Genomic DNA, 22,266 nt, shown 5'->3' with positions numbered 1-22,266 from the left:
ATGGACCACCAGCCTTCTTCCATTGGCCGTCACCTCCTTTAAGAAACACAAAAACCCCCGTCCTATCAAAGGACGAGGGTCTCGCGGTACCACCTTTATTAACAGCTAAAAAGCCATTCGCTCATCAGTACAGAAAACGTCAGTTTCGATACTCCTCTCTTGGTAACGGGGAGAGCATCCCGGCATTGCCTACTATCTATTCAGCAAAGCAATTCAGAAGCCCATTCGGCATCAGGGGAGGATCGGTTCACACCTGCCACCGACTCTCTGAACCCCGCTCACTGATGCTTACTTGCTCTTCCTCACAATTGTTAATCCGTTCTTTCGTTTGTAAAATTTATAATACTCCGTCAATTTACAGAAGTCAATTCTTAATCCAATTTAGATTCGCCAAGTGCTTCCAGAGCCATATTTACGTGCTCCTCCTGCTGTGTCTGAAGAGCGAACTTGGCAATTTCCAGCGGATACGCCGCCTGCATCTCTGAGATGTGAGCCTGCATTTTTGACCATACACGGCCGCCTGCTTGATCATAGCATTCAAGCAAACGGGCTGTTTCTTTTTCTCCGAAAATCATGTGGTAAAAGACAAAATCCTTGGCTGGATCGGCGACTTTCGCTTCTGTCCAATCCAGAAGGCCTGTGACGTGTTCATTTTGATCAATAAGGATATGCGGCGGATGGAGATCGCCGTGTATCAGCGCGGAGAAACCGGGCCAGTATGCATCATCATTGATCCACGTTTGCCATCTTTCCCAAAGCTGCTTAGATACGCCAAACTTATTCTTCACATCAGCCATAGATTCAGCTGTCATTTTCCTGAAATCTTCTGGCATCACCACTTCTATTCCGGATTGGTCGGCAGATGTTTGATTCATGCCATGCAATTCTGCCAGTATTTCGGCAAGTGTATGAACAAAATCGTCTGACGGCGGCTGATGATTCATATTCCATACATATTGTTTCTGTTCCAAATCAATTCCAGCAGCAGGCGTTCCGCTAAGCTTCGGGTAAGCGATCAATTCCGGCGTATGAATTTTCCAATCCGGCACATCAGCTGTGAGATTCGCGCGGAGAAAGGCAAGCGTTCTGCCTTCTGAAGCTGCTCTTTCAACAACATCGCTTCGCCGCGGTTTTCGCAGTACCCATGGCATACCTGTATCATCCTCGGCAAATACAACTTGAAAATCCATTCCCGTTTCATTCAATTGAGCGTTATCAGAGTGAACCGTCAAACCTTGATTGCGTGCAAGCGCGACAATCTCAGTGATTAGCTGCCTTTCGTTCGGGTTTGTCATCTCTTTTCCCCTTTCTCATATTCCGCCTGTCGTTAGAGAGAAGGGATGTTTTTAAGGAACAAAAAAAGAGGGCAGCATCGCCACCCTCTTTTCATTACAATATAAGGGTACATACATAGGCAGATTCATCCCGATTCCCCGCATCCAGGCGAGTGTCGTTCACTATTGAATTCGTGTTAATCGGAATCTATTGAATGCCATGTCGGAACCCCTCCGTTCATTGTAGTTGATCTCCATGTTACATCATATTCCAGTTTTGATCTACTATAAAAAATGAATCAAGTCACAGGCGCGGGGTTAAACAAACACAAATCATTATGAAGGCCCCAATGGTCCGCCCATGTTTGTTTCCTGCCGCTCGCTACATCTAAGACCATCCGAAAAATCTCCCAGCCGACTTCTTCGATACTAGCCTCTCCGGTAGCAATTCGCCCGGCATTAATATCGATTAAATCCGCCCAATGCTCTGTTAATGAATGGCGTGTAGATACTTTCAGCACCGGCGCAGCAGCCAATCCATACGGTGTTCCTCTGCCTGTCGTAAAGACCTGCAGATTCATGCCTGCCGCCAGCTGAAGGGTTCCGCACACAAAGTCGCTTGCCGGCGTCGCTGCAAACAGCAAACCCTTTTTCTCCGCCTTCTCCCCAGGCCCGAGCACACCGGAAATGGGGCTTGTGCCTGACTTTGCTACCGATCCTAACGCTTTTTCCACCACATTGGATAAACCGCCTTTTTTATTGCCAGGTGACGGATTGGCGCTTCTGTCTGCTTCCCCCCGCCTCAGATAGCTGTCATACCACTTCATCTCATCGATCAGCGAACGTCCGACCTCTTCGCTGACAGCTCGCGGCGTTAATAAGTGAATCGCATCCCGCACCTCAGTCACTTCAGAAAACAAGACCGTTGCGCCTGCCCGAACCAATAAATCAGCCGCATATCCCACTGCCGGATTCGCCGTCACGCCGGAAAAGGCATCACTGCCGCCGCATTGAAGGCCAATTACCAGGTCAGAAACAGGGCAGGTTACACGGACTCTGCTGTTGAGTCTGATTAACCGCTCCTCCGCCATTTCCATGATCGATTGAATCATATTCGCAAAGCCTTGATGATCTTGAAGTGAAATGATGTGATCTTTTTTCTCAGGTGCAATCCGTGCCGGGAGGAGCTTTTCACATCCTAATCCGACCACCATCACTTCTCCGCCGAAGTTCGGATGCTTTGCCAGATTTTGAATCGTGCGGATGGGAATCACGGCGTCTGGGGCATTGATGGCCACGCCGCATCCATATTGGTGATGAAGCGGCACGACATCATCGACATTTGGATATTTCGGAAGAAGCTCTTCTTTTATCCGTTTTACCGCATAATCCAGCACGCCGACGACACATTGAACACTTGTGGTGATACCGAGAATATTTTTTGTTCCCGCACTGCCGTCAGCATTTCGATATCCTTCAAACGTATAGCCTTCAAGAGGCGGCAGCGGTTCAGGCACTTTGTTTGCGATAGGAAGGTCATGGAGTTCCGGAGGGGCGGGCATTCTCACCAAAGCTTCCCGCACCCAGCTTCCGCGTTTGATCGGCTGATCTGCAAATCCGATCACTTCTCCATAACGCAGGATGGCATCCCCCTGATTCAAATCGGTTAGGGCCACTTTATGGCCTTGAGGAACATCTTCTTCAAGCATCAGCCCGCATGGAAAAACAGTGCCCTTTTTCAGTCCGCCGTCATTTACAATAATCGCCGTGTTATCTTTTACATTCACTTTAATGTAAAGAGGCGCTTGATTCTGTCTGAGGTTCATCACCATAGGAACATCACTCCTCAATATTGTAAACGCTTTCTGATTTTGGTTTAAAAAAAGCCGCAAATCCCGATGTCAAACTGCGGCTGTCATAACAATTATTTTTCATCTATTCCATTCAAAATTTTGTCACGGACAAATTTCAAATGCTCATACATGTGGTAATGAGCCTGGTAAGGATCTCTTTTGGCAAGGGCGTCGTAGATTTTTTTGTGGTATTCAACCGTAACATCCCTTTCCCTGTACGGAATCTGGCTGTCGATTTTCGCATGTGTGATCAGCAAAGATTGAATCATTCCTTCAACAACGGGATTATTAGCGCTTAATGCAATAATTCGGTGAAATTCTTTATCTGCTTCTCCATAATTGTTGTCAGTGCTGCTGGCGATGTCGTCGATTGTTTTTTGTAAACGCTCAAGCTCTTCTTCATTTATCTTTTCCGCGGCAATCGTCACCAGCCCGAGTTCTAACGCCATCCGCGCTTCAATAATGGCCGGAAGATTATCAGTCGCCAAAGCAAGCATGACGGAAAAAGGCTGCATCCCGATTTTGTCATTGAAATACGTGCCGCCGCGGGTTTTTCTCGTGATAACGCCCAGCGTCTCTAGTGAGCTAAGCGCTTCGCGAAGCACCGGTCTGCTGACATGTAAGATATCCATTAGCTCCATTTCCGTCGGTAATTTGTCTCCGGCCTTTAATTGTCCGCTTGACAGTAAATGGACAATCCGTTCAATGACCTGCTTGGCTAATGTTTTCCGATTGACTGTATCCACCTTCAGATCTTCTAAACCTTCGTACACGAACAACTCTCCCTTCAGTTGTTCAATTGTAAGACAAAATATTCGTTATGACAATATTTAGAATAAAACTTATCGCACCAGACACGGGCGCTTGCGGTCAAACTCCCAATTGCTGATCAGAAACTGCATAGGGATTGCATCGTTCCGTGCGCCTAAATTCATTTTTCGATAGAGATCATGCGCTTTTTCCACTTGTTCCATATCAATTTCGATGCCAAGCCCAGGCTTATCAGGCACCTTCACACAGCCATCAGCAATTTCTAAAGGCTGTTTGGTTAAACGCTGTCCGTCCTGCCAGATCCAATGGGTATCAATCGCCGTGATGCGTCCCGGAGCTGCGGCCGCGACATGGGTAAACATGGCAAGGGAGATGTCAAAATGATTATTGGAGTGCGAGCCCCACGTCAGCCCCCAATCATGGCACATCTGTGCAACCCGCACCGAACCCTGCATCGTCCAGAAATGGGGATCAGCCAGCGGAATATCGACCGCATGCAGCTGAATCGCGTGCCCCATTTCCCGCCAGTCAGTCGCAATCATATTTGTCGCGGTCGGCAGGCCTGTCGCACGGCGGAACTCAGCCATCACTTCACGTGCGGAATAACCGTTTTCCGCCCCGCACGGATCTTCGGCATAAGCAAGTACATCATGCTTTCCTCTGCATAATGTAACAGCTTCTTCTAGCGGCCAAGCCCCGTTCGGATCAAGGGTAATTCTCGCCTCAGGAAAACGTTTTGATAACGCGGTGACGGCTTCCATTTCTTCCTCGCCCCGCAATACGCCGCCTTTCAGCTTGAAATCTTGGAAGCCGTAGCGCTCTTGTGCCGCTTCTGCAAGACGTACAACGGCCTCAGGAGTCAGCGCTTCCTCATGGCGGAGGCGGAACCACTCGCAATCTGACTGCTGATTGCTTTGATACGGCAATGTCGTCCGCTTTCGGTCACCAATGTAAAATAGATAACCGAGCATCTTGACTTCATCCCGCTGCTGTCCTTCTCCAAGCAAAGCCGCAACCGGTTCATTGAGAAATTTGCCGAGCACATCTAACAAAGCGGCTTCCAAGGCTGTGACCACATGCACCGCAGTGCGCAAATCAAATGTCTGGATTCCGCGGCCTCCCCTGTCCTGGTCCCCAAACTGCTTTCTGACTGTTTGCAAAATCGACTGGTACGCGCCGATCGATTTTCCGACAACAAGCGGCTCTGCAAGCTCCAGTGTGCGGCGGATCGCTTCCCCGCCCGGCACCTCGCCGACACCCTGATTCCCGCTGCTGTCCGTTAAGACGACAAGATTTCGGGTAAAAAACGGGCTGTGGGCGCCGCTTAAATTCAGCAGCATACTGTCATGACCCGCGACTGGAATGACTCTCATTTCAGTAATTGATGGAATATTCGTTCTTTTTTCTTTTTGAACCTGTTCCTGTATTGGTGAACTCATCTGTCATCCTCCTTTGATAAAGCGCTTTCATAAGTATTAGACAGGCAGTGATTGATCGGGGTCTTGCTCTTGTTTCTTTAGTACGACTCGTTTGATCGGCCCGACCAGCAGCAAATAGCTGAGGACTGCTGCAATCGCATTAGCGCCGACAAAAACGAGGGCGCCATTAAAAGATCCTGTGGCATTCACGATGTAGCCGATAATAATCGGAGTCGTAATCGAGGCGATGTTTCCGAATGTGTTGAACAAACCGCCGCTTAATCCCGCACACTCTTTTGGCGACGTGTCCGACACGACAGCCCAGCCCAAGGCGCCAAAGCCTTTTCCGAAGAACGCGAGTGACATGATTACAACGACGAGCCACGCTGATTCTGTATAGTTGCAGATAATCATGCTGCAAGACAGCAGCATGCCGACAATGATCGGTCCTTTTCTCGCGAAGGTGAGAGAACGGCCTTTTTTCAGTAAAAAATCAGACACGATGCCTCCAAGCACGCCGCCCGCAAATCCGCACAGCGCCGGGAGGGAAGCCACAAACCCCGCTTCAAGAATGGACATTCCGCGGGCCTGAACCAAATATACCGGAAACCATGTGAGAAAGAAATAGGTGAGAGTCGTAATGCAATATTGCGCGATGTACACGCCAATCAGCATGCGGTTGGTTAATAACTGTTTGATATACGGCCATTTTGATTCTTTTTCCTGCTTGCTTTGACTGTCATCCATTGAAATCAGCCCGCCGCCTTCTTCAATGTACGCAAGCTCGGCTTTGTTGACCTTCGGATGTTTTTTCGGTTCATATACCGTTTTTAACCAGATAAAAGCCAGTAGGATTCCCGCGGCCCCCATCACTACGAAGACGGAATGCCAGCCAAAAGAGTGGGTGAGCCAGCCCATTAAAGGAGAAAAAATGACGATTGCGAAGTATTGAGCTGAGTTAAAAAAGGCTGAAGCTGTACCGCGTTCGGAGCTCGGGAACCAGGAAGCAACCACTCTGCCGTTTCCGGGAAATGAAGGCGCCTCAGAAAGCCCGACTAAAAAGCGCAGCGCAAACAGCAGGATAATCGCTGTGCCAGCGGTAAAAAATCCAATCGCCCCTTGCAGCAGCGTAAAAAATGACCAGAAAAAGATGCTTAACGCAATAACCGTTTTTGATCCAAATCGATCCAGCAGCCAGCCTCCGGGAAGCTGTCCGATGACATAGGCCCAGCCGAATGCAGAAAAAACATACCCCATGGCAACCGAATCCAGTCCAAGGTCATGCTGGACGGAATCACCCGTAATCGAAAGCGTCGCACGATCTGCGTAGTTAATAGACGTCACAAGAAACAGCATAAATACGATGAACCAGCGTACAGATGTTTTTTTGCCCGCCGGCGAAACATTCGCATGGTCTTTTTTCATAATATCTTCTCCTTTGTCAAAGTAGAGAATCTATGCTGGCTGGTGATAAGGCTTGGAAAGAGACAAGCGCCTCTTTCCAGCACCTTTACTGCTTCACAAATACGGTTTTGATCGCCGTGAAGAAGTCCTTCGCGGCCTCACCCTGTTCGCGGGAGTGGGAGCTTGATTGCTTCATGCCGCCAAATGGCGCCTGAAGCTCAACCCCTGCGCTTTCCGCGTTGACCCTGACAAGCCCGGCTTCAATCTCATCAACGAATGAAAGCATACGGCCGATGTTTTGCGTAAAAATAGATGCACTTAATCCGAACTTCACATCATTGGAGATGTCTAAAGCCTCCTCCATCGTGTCCACCTTTGACAGAGCGATGACCGGTCCGAAAATTTCCTCCTGGGCAATCGTCATGTCAGATGTCACGTTGTCAAAAATGGCAGGCTGCACATAATATCCGTTTAGATACTTTCCATCCTCCAGCTTTTCTCCTCCGATCAAAAGAGAAGCGCCTTCCTGCTTGCCTTTTTCAATATACGATAGACAGTTATCAAGCTGATTTTTGCTTGCGATCGGTCCCATCCAAACGTTTTCTTTCAAGCTGTCTCCGATCGTGATCTCCTTTGTGCGCTGCAGCAGTTTTTCTTTAAAGCGGTCGTAAATTCCGCTTTGGACAATGACACGGCTCGTTGCGGTGCACTTCTGGCCCGTTGAACGGAAAGCGCCTGTCACCACGGCTTCCGCTGCCGCTTCAAGATCAGCATCATCCGCTACGATCACCGGGTTTTTCCCGCCCATTTCAAGCTGATATTTGGCGCCTCTCGCTAAAGCGGCTTGCCCGATGATTTTCCCAACCTGATTCGAACCCGTGAACGTAATGGCATTGACCCCGTCATGTTCGGCAATACCTTGGCCGACAACTGACCCTTGGCCAGTCACCAAATTGATGACTCCCGCCGGAAATCCCGCTTCTTCAAAACAAGCGATGATCTTCGCACATGTAACGGCAGTTTCTGTTGCGGGTTTGATGACAACAGTATTGCCGTACACCAGTGCCGGCGCCATTTTCCAAATCGGGATCGCTATCGGGAAGTTCCACGGCGAAATCACGCCGACGACACCAAGCGGGACACGAGTTGTAAACATCAGTGCATCTTTGTCAGTAGACGGAATAACATCGCCTGTTTTGCGCATGCCCTCGCCGGCGTAATAGCGAAGAATCGCAATGCCGCGAGCGGTTTCTCCTTTTGCTTCCGGCAGGGTTTTTCCCATTTCACGCGTCGCACATGCGGCGATGTCCTCTAAGCGCTGCTCCATGATATCAGCTGTTTTGTACAGCAGTTGGCCCCGTTCTGCACCCGTCAGCTTTCTCCATCCCGTTTTTGCCTCATGAGCGGCGGCGACGGCCCGGTCCACATCATCAGCCGTTGATCTCTGCACATAGCCGACGATGTCGTTCACATCGGCAGGATTTTCCGATTTGATCATATCGCCTGATTGAGCTTTGACCCACTCTCCATTAATAAAATTGAGATATGTGTTTTTTTCCGTGATTACAGACATGCCCATTGCCCCTTTCATGCTTTTTATGTTTGTCAAACCGTCGCGGCCTTCTTCGGGAAACGATCCGCCGCTTGCTTCAAAATGGCTTCTAATTCCTGATAGTGTTCTTTTTCAACCGGCCCGACAGGCGGTCTGGCTGTATTTCTCACATTCATCCCCATAATCTCCATTCCGGCTTTGATCAAGGACACCGCGTACCCTTTCCGCTGCTTCCGGATGTCGTTGATCGGCAGAATGACATGCTGATAGAGTTCCTTCACTGCATCGTTGTTTCCGTTTTTCAAAGCTTCATAGAACATCCGGGAAATATGCGGAATATAATTCGAAATGGCTGAAGAATAAGAGTGGAAACCGATTGGCAGGTAGGACGGCATCGTCACTTCAGCCATCGGCATTCCGTTAAGCCATCCCAAGCGGTCACCAATTGTATAGGCGAGGTTGATATTCAAATCCATGTTCCCCACCCCGTCTTTCACACCAACAAGCTGTTCCAGCTCCGTCAGCCGCTTGATCTGTTCAAGAGAAAATACGGCATTGTCGCGCTGATACAGAATGGCATTCAAGTCTGTGCTTTCAATAATCGTTTTGGCGTACTGATACAGCCCCTCCTGTTCGCCATGCACCAAATACGGAGGAAGGATCAAATAGCCGTCAGCGCCTTTTTTCTCCGATATACGCGCCCAATCAAGCGCGGTGCTGAGATTGCCGCCCACTCCCGTATAGACCGGGACCTTTCCTCCCGCAGCCGAAACTGCGACTTCGACCATGTTTTCGTATTCTTTCTGGCTAAGGGACTGAAATTCCCCTGACCCGCAGGCGATAAAAATCGCTTCCAAGCCTTCTTCGAGCAAAAACTCGATATTTTGAAACAGAGCTTCTTCCTCCAGCTTTCCTTGTGTATTAAAAGGCGCAACCGGAAAACCTAAAATCCCTTCAGGTGCTTTTCTTATACGGCTCATGTACAAAACCTCCTGTCATTTGTGTAAACAGCTCATTTGAAAGCGCTTTAAAATCATGTGGTTGCATATCCTCTCCTTTCAACATATCCTTTTGTTTAATTGTAAGACAAATAAACAATAAGTCAATAACTTTATTTTCAGACTTTTCACAAAAACGCTGAAAGCCCCCGTTTTTCCGCATAAAAAAACAGCCGCTGCTAGCCGGCTGTTTTTTCACATACTTCTTTCTTTCATCGTTTCGTTCAAAAGCTTCGCTTCCAAAAAAAATACGTGTATAAATTTTTTCATATTCACTCTGGCAGGTGCGAGGGGTTTTGCCTCTTTGGATTGAATTTCTTTCATTTTTTGGCTGACGACCGGAAAATCAAAGAATTTTGATGCGTAGGTTTCGAATTTAGGATTCGAAAAATCAGTTGTGCCCAATGAGGCAAAATGGTCCAGCGAATGAATAATGGCTCTGCGGATTCGCTGTTCCGAGGCTTTCACTTCGCGGTTGATTTCCGTTTGTGATGCCGCAGCTCCAAGCTTTCGTTCCGCTACTTGTGTGAAGATTTGTTTTAAAGAAGGGATATTTTTTTCGTAAGGCTCAGATTGTTCATGCTCAGTTAAATACTGAAGGACCGCCATCATATCATGAGCGCCGCCTTCCCCCATCATACCGAGCTCGGATAGCAAAAATGTTCCCGCTTCTTTTAAGCTGTTGTCATTTTTATACTGAGACCGTGCTTTCCGTTCGGTTCGGTTGACCAGCCGGCTTAAAGAGTTTTGGATATCTCCGATCGAGTTTTCAAGCTCGATTCGTTCCTTCACCTTTTGCAGAACAGTCACAATTTCAATACGGTTAATTGGTTTATGAATAAAATATTCAATGCCGAGAGAATACGCTTCTCCGACCATTTCTTTAGCTTCCACTTGTGAGATCATTACGATTTTCCCGGAATAAGAGTCCTTGATCCGGCGTATGGTCTCAATTCCGTCCCGCCCGGGCATTAATAAATCGATTAACAAAATATCAATCTGCTTAAATTGCAATATATGCCCTTCCACTTGGCTTCCGTCTTCCGCTTCACCCGCAGCCTCTCCAAGGTCCTCATCCTCTATGATCTGCCTTAAAATCGACCGCACCGCGCGGTCATCATCAGCGATAAAAAAACGCATATTATCCGTTCATCCTTTCTGAATCAAATGTCTGGCAGGCAGCCTGATGGTAAAGACCACTCCTTGCTGCTGGTTGTGAAACTTGATGTCTCCCTCAAGCTCTGTCACGATTTCCTTGACGTAGGAAAGCCCAATTCCGGTTGAGGGCGTGCCAAACTTGTCATACGTTGAGGTAAAGCCCGGATCAAACACAATATCTCCTATTTTCTCCGAAATGCCGGGACCATTGTCTTCCACCTGAAATTCTATCATACTCTCATCTGGCTTACGGAGCCTCAGGCTGACCGTTCCCTCATCCCCCATCGCCTCCACCGCGTTTGCCGTCAAATTATTAATGATAGAAAGAACAATAAATACATGATAATCGTCATGCTCGCCCTCTATTGAACAATGAAAATTGATCTGTTTGCCCAATGATTCAGCGTACTTTTCATTCATTCGAATGACAAGCCGGAAAAGGTCCGAGGCATTCATATAATCTTTAAAACTTTCATTAGAAATCAGTTTCGAAAGCCCGGCATATATCCTCTGGTTGTCCTTTTTCACTTCATGAATTTCCCCTGCCAGCCTTAAAATCCTGCCGCCGAGCTGATCGTCCTTGCCCTTCACTTCCCGGTAGAGCTGATAGGATTCATTTGTCACGTGCTCTGTCGTTTTCAGCGTCTTTTTTAAATGCACTGTTTCTTCATATAAATTCGACACAATCATCAGCATGTGCTCATTTTGCCGCCTTGTCTGCTTTTCTCTGGACTGCGTTTCATACAGCTTCAGCACGTTAAAAAAGCTGATGACAATAAATGTATGAGAAATCGCAACAACCGCGATATCCGTTATTTTCTCAGGCGTCACCACCGTATGAAAAATAAGAAACTGAACGGCCAGCTCGACGCTATCGGAAGCAATTTCAATCATAAATCCATAAAAACCGAGCATTACCGGCCGATCACGATAGCGGTTCGCCTGCAACACATAAAACAGACATGCAAACGTCATGTAAAAGAAAAAGCCGGACGCTTGATCATACAGGATTGGAATCAGCCCTGCGTGTCTTCCGTCCCATAATTCCAATAAAACACGAAATACGAAAACCGATGTTCCAGTCAAAAATCCCGGCAATACAGCGGACACATGCCGCAGCAGCACTAAGAAAAAGAAAAAAGCCGGCGCGCCGAAGCTGATTCGGAACTCTTCATTGAGGGGATAAAATTTCAGTTCGCCTGCAAGCGGCACAGTAACGAGCATAAGCGCCATTATATATGCGTCTTTCTCAAAAAAACGTTCCAGTTTGATTATGATCACATCCTCATTTTTTATTTTGAGGAAAGGACAAAAAACCTGCAAATTTCTTTCGACCCAGTATGTAAGCTTTTTATAAAACCAACGGCTTATTTTCAAAAAATTTTTGTCGTATTTTGTATGATTCTGTAGTCTCCATTATACAGTTATGATACCTTTCCGCATTCTTGAAAGCGTTTAACGCCTCGCCTGTCTTCGATTTTACTCCGCCTCAGTCCCCAATAGCAAAAACAGATAGGAGGAATTTGATGAAAGAACTGATAAAAGAACGCCCGGAAGAAAAGAATCTGGCGTCACAGCTGTATGAATGGGTAGAACATTACCGCCCCTTTGCCGCCAATGGACAAAGCGCAAATTATATCCCCGCGTTAGGAAAAGTTAATGACTCACAGCTCGGCATTTGTATATTGGAGCCTAATGGAGCAATGATACATGCCGGCGATTGGAACGTCCCTTTTACCCTGCAAAGCATTTCAAAAGTCATCAGCTTTATCGCTGCGTGCATGAGCCGCGGCATTCCCTATGTGCTTGACCGCGTCGATGTCGAGCCGACAGGTGACGCCTTTAATTCAATTATCCGTCTTGAAATGCACAAGCCCGGAAAACCGTTTAACCCTATGATTAACGCTGGCGCCATTACAATCGCCTCGCTTCTTCCGGGAGAGACAGCCCGCGATAGGCTGGAGTATCTGTACTCTGTCATTGAAACATTAATAGGGAAACGGCCCAGAATACATGAGGAAGTTTTCCGGTCTGAATGGGAAACCGCCCACCGTAACAGAGCACTGGCTTACTACTTAAAAGAGACAAACTTTTTAGAAGCCGATGTGGAAGAAACGCTGGAGGTTTACCTGAAGCAATGCGCTATGGAAGGCACGACAGAAGACATTGCATTGATCGGCCTGATCCTTGCTCATGACGGTTATCACCCGATTCACCGCCAGCAGGTGATTCCAAAGGATGTGGCAAAGCTCGCCAAGGCTTTAATGCTGACATGCGGCATGTATAACGCCTCAGGCAAATATGCGGCGTTTGTCGGGGTACCGGCCAAAAGCGGTGTCTCCGGCGGCATCATGGCGCTGGTTCCTCCAAGCGCCAGAAGAGAGCAGCCTTTCCAAAACGGATGCGGCATCGGCATTTACGGGCCTGCCATTGATGAATACGGCAACAGCCTGACTGGCGGCATGCTGCTGAAGCACATCGCGCAGGAGTGGGAACTCAGCATTTTTTAAAATAAAAAACGAGGTGATTGTATGCAGCAATTCCTGGAACATATCGTCGGTTTCGCTAATGATTTTTTGTGGTCAAAGCTATTAATTGTATTGCTTCTTTCTTTGGGAATCTATTTTACGTTCAGGCTTAAATTTTTGCAGGTTCGCATGCTGAAGGAAATGGTCAGGGTATTAAAGGAAGGCGCTGCATCCCGGTCGAAAAACAGCATCTCTCCGTTTCAAGCATTTTGTATCAGCATGGCAGCCCGTGTCGGCACCGGAAACATTACGGGTATTGCCATTGCGATTGCGCTGGGCGGGCCCGGTGCGATTTTCTGGATGTGGATTATTGCCATTATCGGGTCAGCGTCAAGCTTTGTCGAAAGTACACTGGCTCAAATTTATAAGGTGAAAGATGCAAACGGCTTCCGCGGCGGTCCTGCTTATTATATGGAAAAAGGACTGAACAAAAGATGGATGGGCGCCTTGTTCGCCGTTTTAATCACGCTGTCGTTCGGTATCGTCTTTAACTCGGTTCAATCAAATACGGTCAGTCTCGCGTTTGAAAACGCGTTCGGCACAAACCGCCTGACACTTGGACTCATTTTAATTGCTGTGTTTGGAACGATTATCTTTGGCGGTGTCAAACGCATCGCAAAACTGGCAGAATATATTGTTGTTGTTTTGGCTGTCCTGTATATCGGAGTCGCTTTTTTCGTGATTCTCACAAACATCACCCAGCTGCCTGCCGTTTTTGCGCTTATTGTCAAAAACGCGTTTGGATTTGACCAGGCGGCCGGCGGCGCTTTGGGAGCGGCTTTAATGCAAGGTGTCAGACGGGGGATTTTTTCAAACGAAGCGGGAATGGGAAGCGCACCGAATGCCGCTGCCACCGCGACGACAAGCCATCCTGTAAAACAAGGACTGATCCAGGCATTTGGTGTGCTTACTGATACGCTGGTCATTTGTACAAGCACGGCCTTTATCATCCTGTTTTCAGACGCCTATCATACACCGGGACTGAGCGGAATCGCATTAACTCAAGCCTCTCTCAGCTCCCATATCGGACCATGGGCATCAGGCTTTCTCGCCATCCTGATCCTCTTATTCGGATTCTGTGCCTTGATCGGCAACTATTATTATGGCGAAACCAATATCGGCTTTTTGAACAAAAGCAAAAAACTGATCTTTGTTTACCGTATCGGCGTGCTTGCAATGATCGTGTTTGGCTGTGTAGCCAAGGTGCAGCTTGTATGGGATTTGGCCGATTTGTTTATGGGCTTGATGGTCGTCGTCAACTTAATCGCCATTTTCTTATTGTCGAAGGTGGTTTTTGCGGCTCTCAAGGACTATACCCGGCAGAAAAAAGCGGGCAAAGATCCCGTTTTTTATAAAAATGTCATAAAAGATCATGAGCGGATTGAATGCTGGGAGCTTTCAGAAACGCCTGCTGATCCTCATAACAAACAAATATCATAACGCAGAAGGTGTTCAGATCAATGGAATCTGAACACCTTTTATCTTTCGGTTGATTGACAAACATCAAGACGTCCTTTACCATTTTCATATCTTTTCAAAAAATCAGAAAGAAGGAACGGAACAGCCTATGAATCCAATTCAGCACCTATTAGATACATACCCGCTTATCGTGTTAGACGGCGCGATGGCAACCGAGCTTGAGCGCAAAGGCTGCGACTTGAATGACAGTCTCTGGTCGGCAAAAATTCTGATGGAGCAGCCAGACCTGATTAAACAAGTTCATACTGATTATTTTGCGGCAGGCGCCGACTGTGCGATCACCGCCAGCTATCAGTCTACGTTTGAAGGCTTTGCCGCACGCGGGCTCAGCGAAGCGGAAGCCCGCCGGCTTATCCAGATGTCCGTCAGCATCGCGGCCGAAGCCCGTGATGAATTTTGGGCACAGAAAGAAAACCGTTTGAATCGGCCAAAACCGATCGTTGCGGCCTCTGTCGGCCCGTATGGCGCCTATCTTGCGGATGGCTCTGAGTATCGCGGAAACTACGGAATCTCTGAGGATGAGCTGGCTGAATTTCACCGCCCCCGTATGAAAGCCCTGATTGACGCCGGTGCGGATGTTTTGGCATGTGAAACGATTCCATGTCTTACTGAGGCAAAAGCAATTGTCCGTCTGCTGAAGGAATTTCCTGAAACATATGCGTGGTTCAGCTTCAGCGCGAAAGACGGTCTGCATATCAGTGACGGAACCCCTGCCGCTGAATGCGCGTCATGGCTTGATCAGCACAGCCAAGCGGCGGCGGTCGGGATCAACTGCACTCCGCTTCAGCATATCCCTTCATTGATTGCCGAGCTAAAGAAGAACACTTCTAAACCGATTATCGTCTATCCGAATTCAGGCGAACAGTATGATCCGGACACCAAAACATGGAACGGCGCAGCATGCGGCGAGCCTTACGGACAAAACGCGCGCATCTGGTATGAAAACGGAGCAAAGCTGATTGGCGGCTGCTGCCGGACAAAACCGGAGGATATTAAAGAAATCGCCGGCTGGGCCCGAACTTTAAAAACCACTTGACTTATCGGAATAGTTTGTATATTCTAACCTAAAAGCCGGCTTGCCGGAATCTCGTGTCACCCGCTGACATGAGATTTTTTATTAGGAAGCCATCAAATCGCCGTATAGAAAGTTGGAAAAAGATGAAATCCGCTCACAACAAGAATGAGACAAACTTTCAGAGAAGTATGAAAAGCAGACACCTCTTTATGCTTTCATTAGGAGGCGTCATCGGAACCGGTCTGTTCTTAAGCTCAGGCTATACCATACAGCAAGCAGGCCCTGCCGGAACCATCCTTGCGTACTTAGTCGGGGCGGGAATTGTCTATTTGGTCATGCTGTGCCTTGGCGAATTGTCTGTAGCCATGCCAGTGACAGGCGCGTTTCATACCTATGCAGCAACATACATAGGGCCGGGCACAGGTTTTACGGTCGCCTGGCTGTACTGGCTCACATGGGCCGTTGCATTGGGATCTGAGTTCACAGCGGCAGGCCTGCTAATGCAGCGCTGGTTCCCCGATACGTCTGTTTGGATGTGGAGCGCCGTTTTTGCTTTGTTGATTTTCTTGCTCAACGCGTTTTCAGTCAAGTTTTTCGCTGAATCAGAGTTTTGGTTTTCCAGCATTAAAGTATTAGCCATTGTATTATTTATTCTTTTAGGCGGCGCCGCTATGTTCGGCATCATCCCGATCAAAGACGGGGGCGCTGCTCCGATGCTGTCAAACTTCACAGCGGAAGGCGGGCTCTTTCCGAATGGATTTGTCCCCATTTTCATGACCATGCTGTCTGTCAACTTTGCCTTCTCGGGAACTGAGCTGATCGGAATTGCCGCGGGAGAAAGCGTCGATCCCGACAAGACCATACCAAAAGCGATTAAAACAACGGTCTGGCGTCTCTCACTCTTCTTTATCGGAACCATTTTTGTACTCTCAGGGCTGATTCCGATTCAAGAAGCGGGCGTTATCAAAAGCCCATTCGTTGCAGTCTTTGACAGAGTCGGTGTACCATACGCAGCTGACATCATGAACTTTGTCATTCTGACAGCCATCCTGTCAGCCGCTAATTCCGGACTTTACGCTTCGTCCCGTATGCTTTGGTCACTGTCAAAAGAACAGACGCTTCACCCAACATTTGCAAAGCTGACATCAAAGGGAATCCCGCTAAACGCGCTGGTGTTCAGCATGATTGGCGGCATCCTGTCATTACTGTCCAGCGTATTTGCGCCAGACACGGTGTACGTTATACTCGTGTCGATTTCCGGCTTTGCCGTCGTTGTCGTTTGGATGGGCATCGCCGCTTCTCAATTCATGTTCAGAAAACGTTATCTGGAAGCGGGAAACAAGGTCACAGATTTGAAATACCGAACGCCTTGGTACCCATTTGTGCCGATTGCCGCATTTCTTTTATGTCTGGCATCCGTGATTGGCATTGCCTTTGATCCGAATCAAAGAATCGCGTTATATTGCGGTGTGCCGTTTATGGCCATCTGCTATGCGGTGTATTACACGAAAAACCGCAAAAGCCGTCCGGCCGCTGATATGACCCATTCAAAATAAAAGAACCTGCTCCAAGGCAGGTTCTTTTTCTATCCTCATACTTCCACTGTCCAATGAAACGGGTCTTTCACTTTTCCAAGCTGAATGTCAGTTATCGTTTGATACAGCTTTTTTGAGATTTCTCCTATTTGCCTGTCGTTCACAATCACCGTTCTTCCATGAATATTGAGTTCGCCGACAGGCGTAACAACCGCAGCCGTACCTGTGCCGAATACCTCTGTCAATTCCCCTCGTGCGGAGGCTGCATAAATATCATCGATCGATATCTTTTCTTCCCGGACCGGGATGCCCCAGCTTCTGATCAGCTCAATAGCAGAAGCTCGTGTAATCCCGCTCAAAATGCTTCCGCTTAATGCAGGAGTCACAACTTCTCCATTTATGACGAAAAAGATATTCATGCTCCCTACTTCTTCCGCGTATTTCTTTTCAATGGCATCCAGCCATAGCACCTGATCATAGCCTAATTCATTCGCCTTCTGCTGCGCCTGAAGACTCGCCGCGTAATTTCCTGACGTCTTGGCATTTCCGACTCCGCCATTAACTGCCCGCACAAACTCATCTTCCACATAGATGTTAATCGGCTGCAGCTGATCGCCATAGTAAGAGCCGACAGGCGAAAGCACGATCATAAATGTATAGTTTTTTGACGCCTTTACACCGAGACTCGGTTCAGTGGCAATAACAAACGGACGAATATACAGCGACGTTCCCTTTTCCCTCGGAACCCACTCTTTTTCCAGCTCGACCAATTGCGTCAGTGCCTCCAGCACCAGCTCTTCGTCTACAGGAGGCATACTCATTCGCTGACATGATCTGTTCAGCCTTTTAATATTTTGCTCCGGCCTGAACAGCAGCACCCTGCCATCTTCAGTTCTGTATGCTTTCAAACCTTCAAAAACAGCCTGGCCGTAATGGAAAACAGAAGAGGATGGATCGAGCATAATCGGTGCATAAGGAGTAAGTCTTGGACGATGCCAGCCCTTTTCCTCCTCATAATCCATCACAAACATATAATCTGTAAAGTATTTGCCGAACCCTAAGGATGAAGGGTCTGGTTTTTCCTTCTTTGATGTGATTTTCTCTCGTTCAATAAGCTTGTTCACTGATAAGCACACCTTTCTAGATGAATTTGTTTAAATTTTCTGTCAATTTTGAGCTGCAAATCGGTAATGCCTTTCTTTTTTACAGGCGGTTTTCCGTTCTCATTTGATATAAGAGGGCTCAAATATAAATGTCAGAATATTCTTTATCGTCTTCGGCTATTATACACTACATTTAGTGTAAGATGAAGGTGAAGTTAAAGAAAAAACAGCCAGAGATTTTTCCGGCTGTTTTCGTTAAACTGCTAAAAACAAAATGACGGCATGACCAATCAGCAGAATATAAACCGCGATCCCTAACTGCCAGTTGACCTTCCGCGCCAATGCAAAAACAATCATCAAGGCCGGCAAAATAGCTGTTCCAGCCAGCTTATTGACCGTCAAATCCGGGCTGTTCGTTACATCATAATGAATCGGCATATCTGCCGGAAGAAAAGGATAAAACACCATAGAGAGTATGACAGCCGCAATGACAGACCCCCACACCACTTTCTCATTCATCAATAGAAACATAGAACCAGTCCTCCTCATTACATCCTAAAACAATAAAGCGTTTTCTTTATCTTCAATTGCTTTACGATTGATATGACTGTTCTACGGTGAATTTCGTTCGGTCTCCTCGTGTAATAATTTGTGCATATTCTACTACATCTTCATTTTTGTCATAGGTGAGGGATTCCGATAAAAATGCAGGCGCTCCAACATTGGTTAACAGGTGCCCGCTGATCGTTTCATCCGTTAAAATCGGTTCGATCGATTCCGTCCCCCTGCTGATTTCGATATTGTATTTTGTTCTTAATAATTCAAACAGAGATCCGGTGCACTCTTCCTGCGCTAATCCCGGTGCCGCTTTCCAAGGTATATATGAGGTATGGTACTGCAAAGGTTCACCCTCGGCGTATCTGACTCTGACAAGCTTGTTAACAGGCTCATTCTCTTTCATTTTCAGCAGCTCGGCTATGGAATGATCGGCAGGGATCACCACAAGTTCAAGCACTTTTGACTCAGAACGCAGCCCCCTCATTTGTTCTGCAAAACTCGTAATCTTATGCGGAATCGGCGTTTGGATTTTAGCTGCCGATACAAATGTTCCTTTTCCTTGGATTCTCTGAATATATCCTTCAAGCTCAAGCTGCTGCAAAGCCAGCCTTACAGTTGTTCTGCTGACATCATATTGCTCGCAAAACTCGCTCTCTGTCGGCAGCTGATCATTCGCCTGATATTTGCCCGACTTGATTAATTCAATGATTTTAAATTTGATAACAGAATATAAAGCTGCCATTTCATCCTCCCCATTCTGTATGTAAACCGATCTTTTTGAATGAAACCATAATACCATCTGCATTCCTATTTTGAAAGATTTGTACTTCCTTTTGTAACAAATTTTCAGAAAATAACGTTGACAATTTTATGGCGATGGTGCTAAATTCGTAATGACAAATATCATAAATTGATCATAACAAATATGATGCTTGTCTATTTCATTGAGGGGGTGTCAGATGAAGATCATCGTTGCTGATCATTATGAAGATCTCTGTAAGTTAAGCGCTAACATGATTAAGGAATATGTACAGGCAAAGAAAGATGCCGTTCTTGGTCTGGCTACCGGCAGCACGCCGATCGGCTTGTACAAACAGCTCATTTCAGACTATCAGGCAGGCGAAATTGATTTTTCAAAGGTTATAACATTTAATTTGGATGAATACGCAGGCCTGTCTCCATCTCATCCACAAAGTTATAACAAATTTATGCACGAGCATCTTTTTCAGCATATCAATGTTCAGCCTGACCATATTCATATCCCGCAAGGAGACAATCCCCAGCTTGAGGCTGAGTGCAAAGTGTATGAGGAACTTATCCGCCAGGCGGGAGGCATTGATGTTCAAATCCTTGGCATCGGCTCGAATGGCCATATTGGCTTTAATGAACCCGGCTCTGATTTTGAGGACCGGACACGAATCGTCAGGCTGTCTGAAAGCACGATACAGGCAAATGCCAGATTTTTCGGCGGCGATCCTGTACTTGTGCCGAGGCTTGCCGTTTCAATGGGCATAAAAACGATCATGGAATTCAGTAAACACATTGTGTTATTAGCAAATGGCGAGGAAAAAGCGGACGCGATCCAAAAAATGGCTGCAGGCCCTGTGACGCCGGACGTACCGGCCTCGATTCTTCAAAAACACAATCATGTAACCGTTATCGCCGATCAAAAAGCAGCTCAAAAACTGAAGAACTTATAAAACAAATAGAAGGAGACTGTTATGTTTAAAAAGGCATTTCAAATTCTGCAACAGCTCGGCCGCGCTTTGATGACTCCGGTTGCCGTCCTGCCGGCAGCCGGTCTGCTGCTCCGTTTCGGTGACAAGGATTTACTTAACATTCCTATTATAAAGGATGCGGGCGGCGTTGTATTCGATAACCTGCCGCTGATTTTTGCCGTAGGTGTCGCGATTGGTTTAGCTGGCGGCGAAGGAGTAGCCGGACTTGCCGCTGTCATCGGATACTTGATTTTAACCGTCACCCTGGATAACATGGGAAAACTACTCGGCCTTCAGCCTCCTTATGAAGGGGCCGAGCATCTGATTGATATGGGGGTATTCGGCGGCATTATCATCGGGCTGCTTGCCGCATATTTGTACAAGCGTTTTTCATCAATAGAGCTGCACCCCGTCCTTGGATTTTTCTCAGGAAAACGATTTGTCCCGATTATTACTTCGGTCAGTTCATTGGTCATCGGCGTTATTTTCTCATTTGTTTGGCCGCTAATTCAAAACGGAATTAACGCCGCCAGCAGCTTAATTGCCGATTCAACGGTCGGCCTGTTCTTTTATGCAACAATCTATCGCTTACTGATTCCTTTTGGACTGCATCATATTTTTTATACACCTTTCTATTTTATGATGGGCGAATACACAGATCCATCGACAGGCAATACCGTAACCGGCGATCTGACAAGGTTTTTCGCCGGAGACCCGACTGCGGGACGTTTTATGATGGGCGATTTCCCTTACATGATTTTCTGTCTGCCGGCAATCGCGCTTGCCATCATCCATACCGCGCGGCCCGAAAAAAAGAAAATGATTTCCGGCGTCATGATTTCAGCAGCGCTTACGTCTATGCTCACTGGAATTACAGAGCCAGTTGAATTTGCTTTCTTGTTCGTCGCGCCTGTGCTTTATTTAATAAACTCTATTCTTGCCGGCATCATCTTTGTCGTGTGTGATCTGTTCCATGTCCGTCACGGCTACACCTTCTCCGGCGGCGGCATTGACTATGTGCTGAATTACGGGCTTTCGACAAACGGCTGGGTCGTCATTCCTGTCGGGATCGTCTTCGCCTTCATTTATTACTATTTGTTCCGTTATGCGATTTTGAAATGGAATCTGAAAACACCCGGCCGTGAAGCAGATGAAGATGATCAAAGTGAAGCCAAATCTCCTGTTTCAAAAGACCAGCTCGCCTTCCACGTATTGCAGGCGCTGGGCGGCCAGCAAAATATCGCCAACCTCGACGCATGTATTACAAGGCTGCGTGTCACCGTTCATCAGCCAAGCCAAGTAAACAAAGACGAACTAAAGCAGCTTGGGGCGGTAGGTGTGTTAGAAGTGAACAACAACTTCCAAGCGATTTTCGGCACAAAGTCAGATGCTTTAAAAGATGATATCAAAACGATTATAGCTGGAGGTGTCCCGGCCGCCGCCGCGGCGCTTGGTGCTGAAGCCGAGCCCCAGAAGGAGCCTCCTGCCGAAGAGTCTTTTATATATCCGATACAAGGAGAAAAACTCTCCCTATCCGACGTGCCTGACCAGGTATTTTCAGAAAAAATGATGGGTGAGGGCTTCGCGATTGATCCAACAGAAGGAAAAGTCGTTGCCCCCGCTGACGGCGAGATTGTATCGATATTTCCGACAAAGCACGCCATTGGCTTTACAAGCGCTGGCGGCACGGAAATGTTGATTCATGTCGGCATTGATACGGTGAAGCTGAACGGAGAAGGCTTTGAAGCTCATGTCACGAGCGGCCAAACCGTCAAACAAGGCGAACTGCTTCTAACCTTTGATCTGAATTACATTAAGCAGCATGCTGCTTCCGCCATAACGCCTATTATTTTCACAAATGTATCTGAGGAACAAATGAACCGTATGAACATGAAGTAAAAA

The 22,266-nt window shown here is 47.3% G+C and carries 18 protein-coding genes and 1 other annotated feature; of the genes, 6 read left to right on the top strand and 12 right to left on the bottom strand.

What is annotated here, in order from left to right; translation table 11 throughout:
* Nucleotides 1–65: 65 nt before the first annotated feature.
* Nucleotides 66–315, bottom strand: a binding site (T-box leader).
* Between the two features lie 56 nt (nt 316–371).
* From mphK to NSS75_RS01745, 9 genes are all read right to left on the bottom strand, one after another.
* Entirely contained in the window at nt 372–1,295 is a 924-nt protein-coding gene (gene mphK / locus NSS75_RS01785; RefSeq protein ID WP_339235598.1) for a macrolide 2'-phosphotransferase MphK, read from the bottom strand.
* A gap of 278 nt (nt 1,296–1,573) precedes the next feature.
* Nucleotides 1,574–3,106 carry a galactarate dehydratase gene (gene garD / locus NSS75_RS01780; RefSeq protein ID WP_326323778.1) on the bottom strand — a complete coding sequence of 511 codons (1,533 nt, stop codon included), beginning with the start codon at nt 3,104–3,106 and terminating at the stop codon, nt 1,574–1,576.
* Nucleotides 3,107–3,198: 92 nt separating this feature from the next.
* Entirely contained in the window at nt 3,199–3,900 is a 702-nt protein-coding gene (locus NSS75_RS01775) for a FadR/GntR family transcriptional regulator (protein ID WP_024120090.1), read from the bottom strand.
* A 69-nt stretch (nt 3,901–3,969) separates the two neighbouring features.
* Nucleotides 3,970–5,337 (bottom strand): glucarate dehydratase, encoded by a 1,368-nt coding sequence (gudD, locus tag NSS75_RS01770; RefSeq protein ID WP_216394840.1) that lies wholly within the window; start codon nt 5,335–5,337, stop codon nt 3,970–3,972.
* A gap of 36 nt (nt 5,338–5,373) precedes the next feature.
* Nucleotides 5,374–6,741, bottom strand: coding sequence for a glucarate transporter GudP (gene gudP, locus NSS75_RS01765; RefSeq protein ID WP_024120087.1), 1,368 nt, complete (start codon nt 6,739–6,741; stop codon nt 5,374–5,376).
* Between the two features lie 85 nt (nt 6,742–6,826).
* Nucleotides 6,827–8,293 (bottom strand): alpha-ketoglutaric semialdehyde dehydrogenase GucD, encoded by a 1,467-nt coding sequence (gene gucD, locus NSS75_RS01760; RefSeq protein ID WP_216394841.1) that lies wholly within the window; start codon nt 8,291–8,293, stop codon nt 6,827–6,829.
* Between the two features lie 32 nt (nt 8,294–8,325).
* On the bottom strand, nt 8,326–9,252 hold the full coding sequence (gene kdgD / locus NSS75_RS01755) for a 5-dehydro-4-deoxyglucarate dehydratase (RefSeq protein ID WP_095714492.1): 927 nt from the start codon (nt 9,250–9,252) through the stop codon (nt 8,326–8,328).
* Nucleotides 9,253–9,465: 213 nt separating this feature from the next.
* Nucleotides 9,466–10,410 (bottom strand): DNA-binding domain-containing protein, encoded by a 945-nt coding sequence (locus tag NSS75_RS01750; protein WP_024120083.1) that lies wholly within the window; start codon nt 10,408–10,410, stop codon nt 9,466–9,468.
* Between the two features lie 9 nt (nt 10,411–10,419).
* Nucleotides 10,420–11,652 (bottom strand): sensor histidine kinase, encoded by a 1,233-nt coding sequence (locus NSS75_RS01745; protein ID WP_101865339.1) that lies wholly within the window; start codon nt 11,650–11,652, stop codon nt 10,420–10,422.
* Between the two features lie 302 nt (nt 11,653–11,954).
* On the opposite strand from NSS75_RS01745, the gene NSS75_RS01740 reads away from it, so the two are divergent.
* From NSS75_RS01740 to mmuP, 4 genes are all read left to right on the top strand, one after another.
* Nucleotides 11,955–12,938, top strand: a complete 984-nt coding sequence (locus NSS75_RS01740) for a glutaminase (RefSeq protein WP_024120081.1) — start codon at nt 11,955–11,957, stop codon at nt 12,936–12,938.
* Nucleotides 12,939–12,959: 21 nt separating this feature from the next.
* Nucleotides 12,960–14,396: an alanine/glycine:cation symporter family protein gene (locus tag NSS75_RS01735; RefSeq protein ID WP_044162103.1), complete on the top strand. Its 1,437-nt coding sequence runs from the start codon at nt 12,960–12,962 to the stop codon at nt 14,394–14,396.
* A 127-nt stretch (nt 14,397–14,523) separates the two neighbouring features.
* Nucleotides 14,524–15,471 (top strand): homocysteine S-methyltransferase, encoded by a 948-nt coding sequence (mmuM, locus tag NSS75_RS01730; protein ID WP_339235589.1) that lies wholly within the window; start codon nt 14,524–14,526, stop codon nt 15,469–15,471.
* Between the two features lie 122 nt (nt 15,472–15,593).
* The gene (gene mmuP, locus NSS75_RS01725) at nt 15,594–17,006 is read left to right on the top strand and encodes an S-methylmethionine permease (protein WP_101860213.1); all 1,413 of its coding nucleotides are present in this window, start codon (nt 15,594–15,596) and stop codon (nt 17,004–17,006) included.
* 35 nt (nt 17,007–17,041) lie between these two features.
* On the opposite strand, the gene NSS75_RS01720 is transcribed toward mmuP, so the two are convergent.
* From NSS75_RS01720 to gamR, 3 genes are all read right to left on the bottom strand, one after another.
* Nucleotides 17,042–18,109, bottom strand: a complete 1,068-nt coding sequence (locus NSS75_RS01720) for a branched-chain amino acid aminotransferase (protein WP_024120077.1) — start codon at nt 18,107–18,109, stop codon at nt 17,042–17,044.
* Nucleotides 18,110–18,343: 234 nt separating this feature from the next.
* Nucleotides 18,344–18,619: a DUF1648 domain-containing protein gene (locus NSS75_RS01715; RefSeq protein WP_024120076.1), complete on the bottom strand. Its 276-nt coding sequence runs from the start codon at nt 18,617–18,619 to the stop codon at nt 18,344–18,346.
* Between the two features lie 61 nt (nt 18,620–18,680).
* Nucleotides 18,681–19,388: a transcriptional regulator GamR gene (gamR, locus tag NSS75_RS01710; RefSeq protein WP_339235586.1), complete on the bottom strand. Its 708-nt coding sequence runs from the start codon at nt 19,386–19,388 to the stop codon at nt 18,681–18,683.
* Between the two features lie 217 nt (nt 19,389–19,605).
* On the opposite strand from gamR, the gene nagB reads away from it, so the two are divergent.
* Nucleotides 19,606–20,346: a glucosamine-6-phosphate deaminase gene (gene nagB / locus NSS75_RS01705; protein ID WP_339235583.1), complete on the top strand. Its 741-nt coding sequence runs from the start codon at nt 19,606–19,608 to the stop codon at nt 20,344–20,346.
* A gap of 21 nt (nt 20,347–20,367) precedes the next feature.
* Complete coding sequence (ptsG, locus tag NSS75_RS01700; protein ID WP_339235580.1) at nt 20,368–22,263, top strand: glucose-specific PTS transporter subunit IIBC; 1,896 nt, start codon at nt 20,368–20,370, stop codon at nt 22,261–22,263.
* Nucleotides 22,264–22,266: the final 3 nt, after the last annotated feature.

The sequence above is a fragment of the Bacillus sp. FSL K6-1012 genome (assembly GCF_037964915.1).
Taxonomy (GTDB): domain Bacteria; phylum Bacillota; class Bacilli; order Bacillales; family Bacillaceae; genus Bacillus; species Bacillus halotolerans.
The sequence above is the reverse complement of the archived record's forward strand: the minus strand, read 5'-3'. Positions and strand labels throughout refer to the sequence as shown.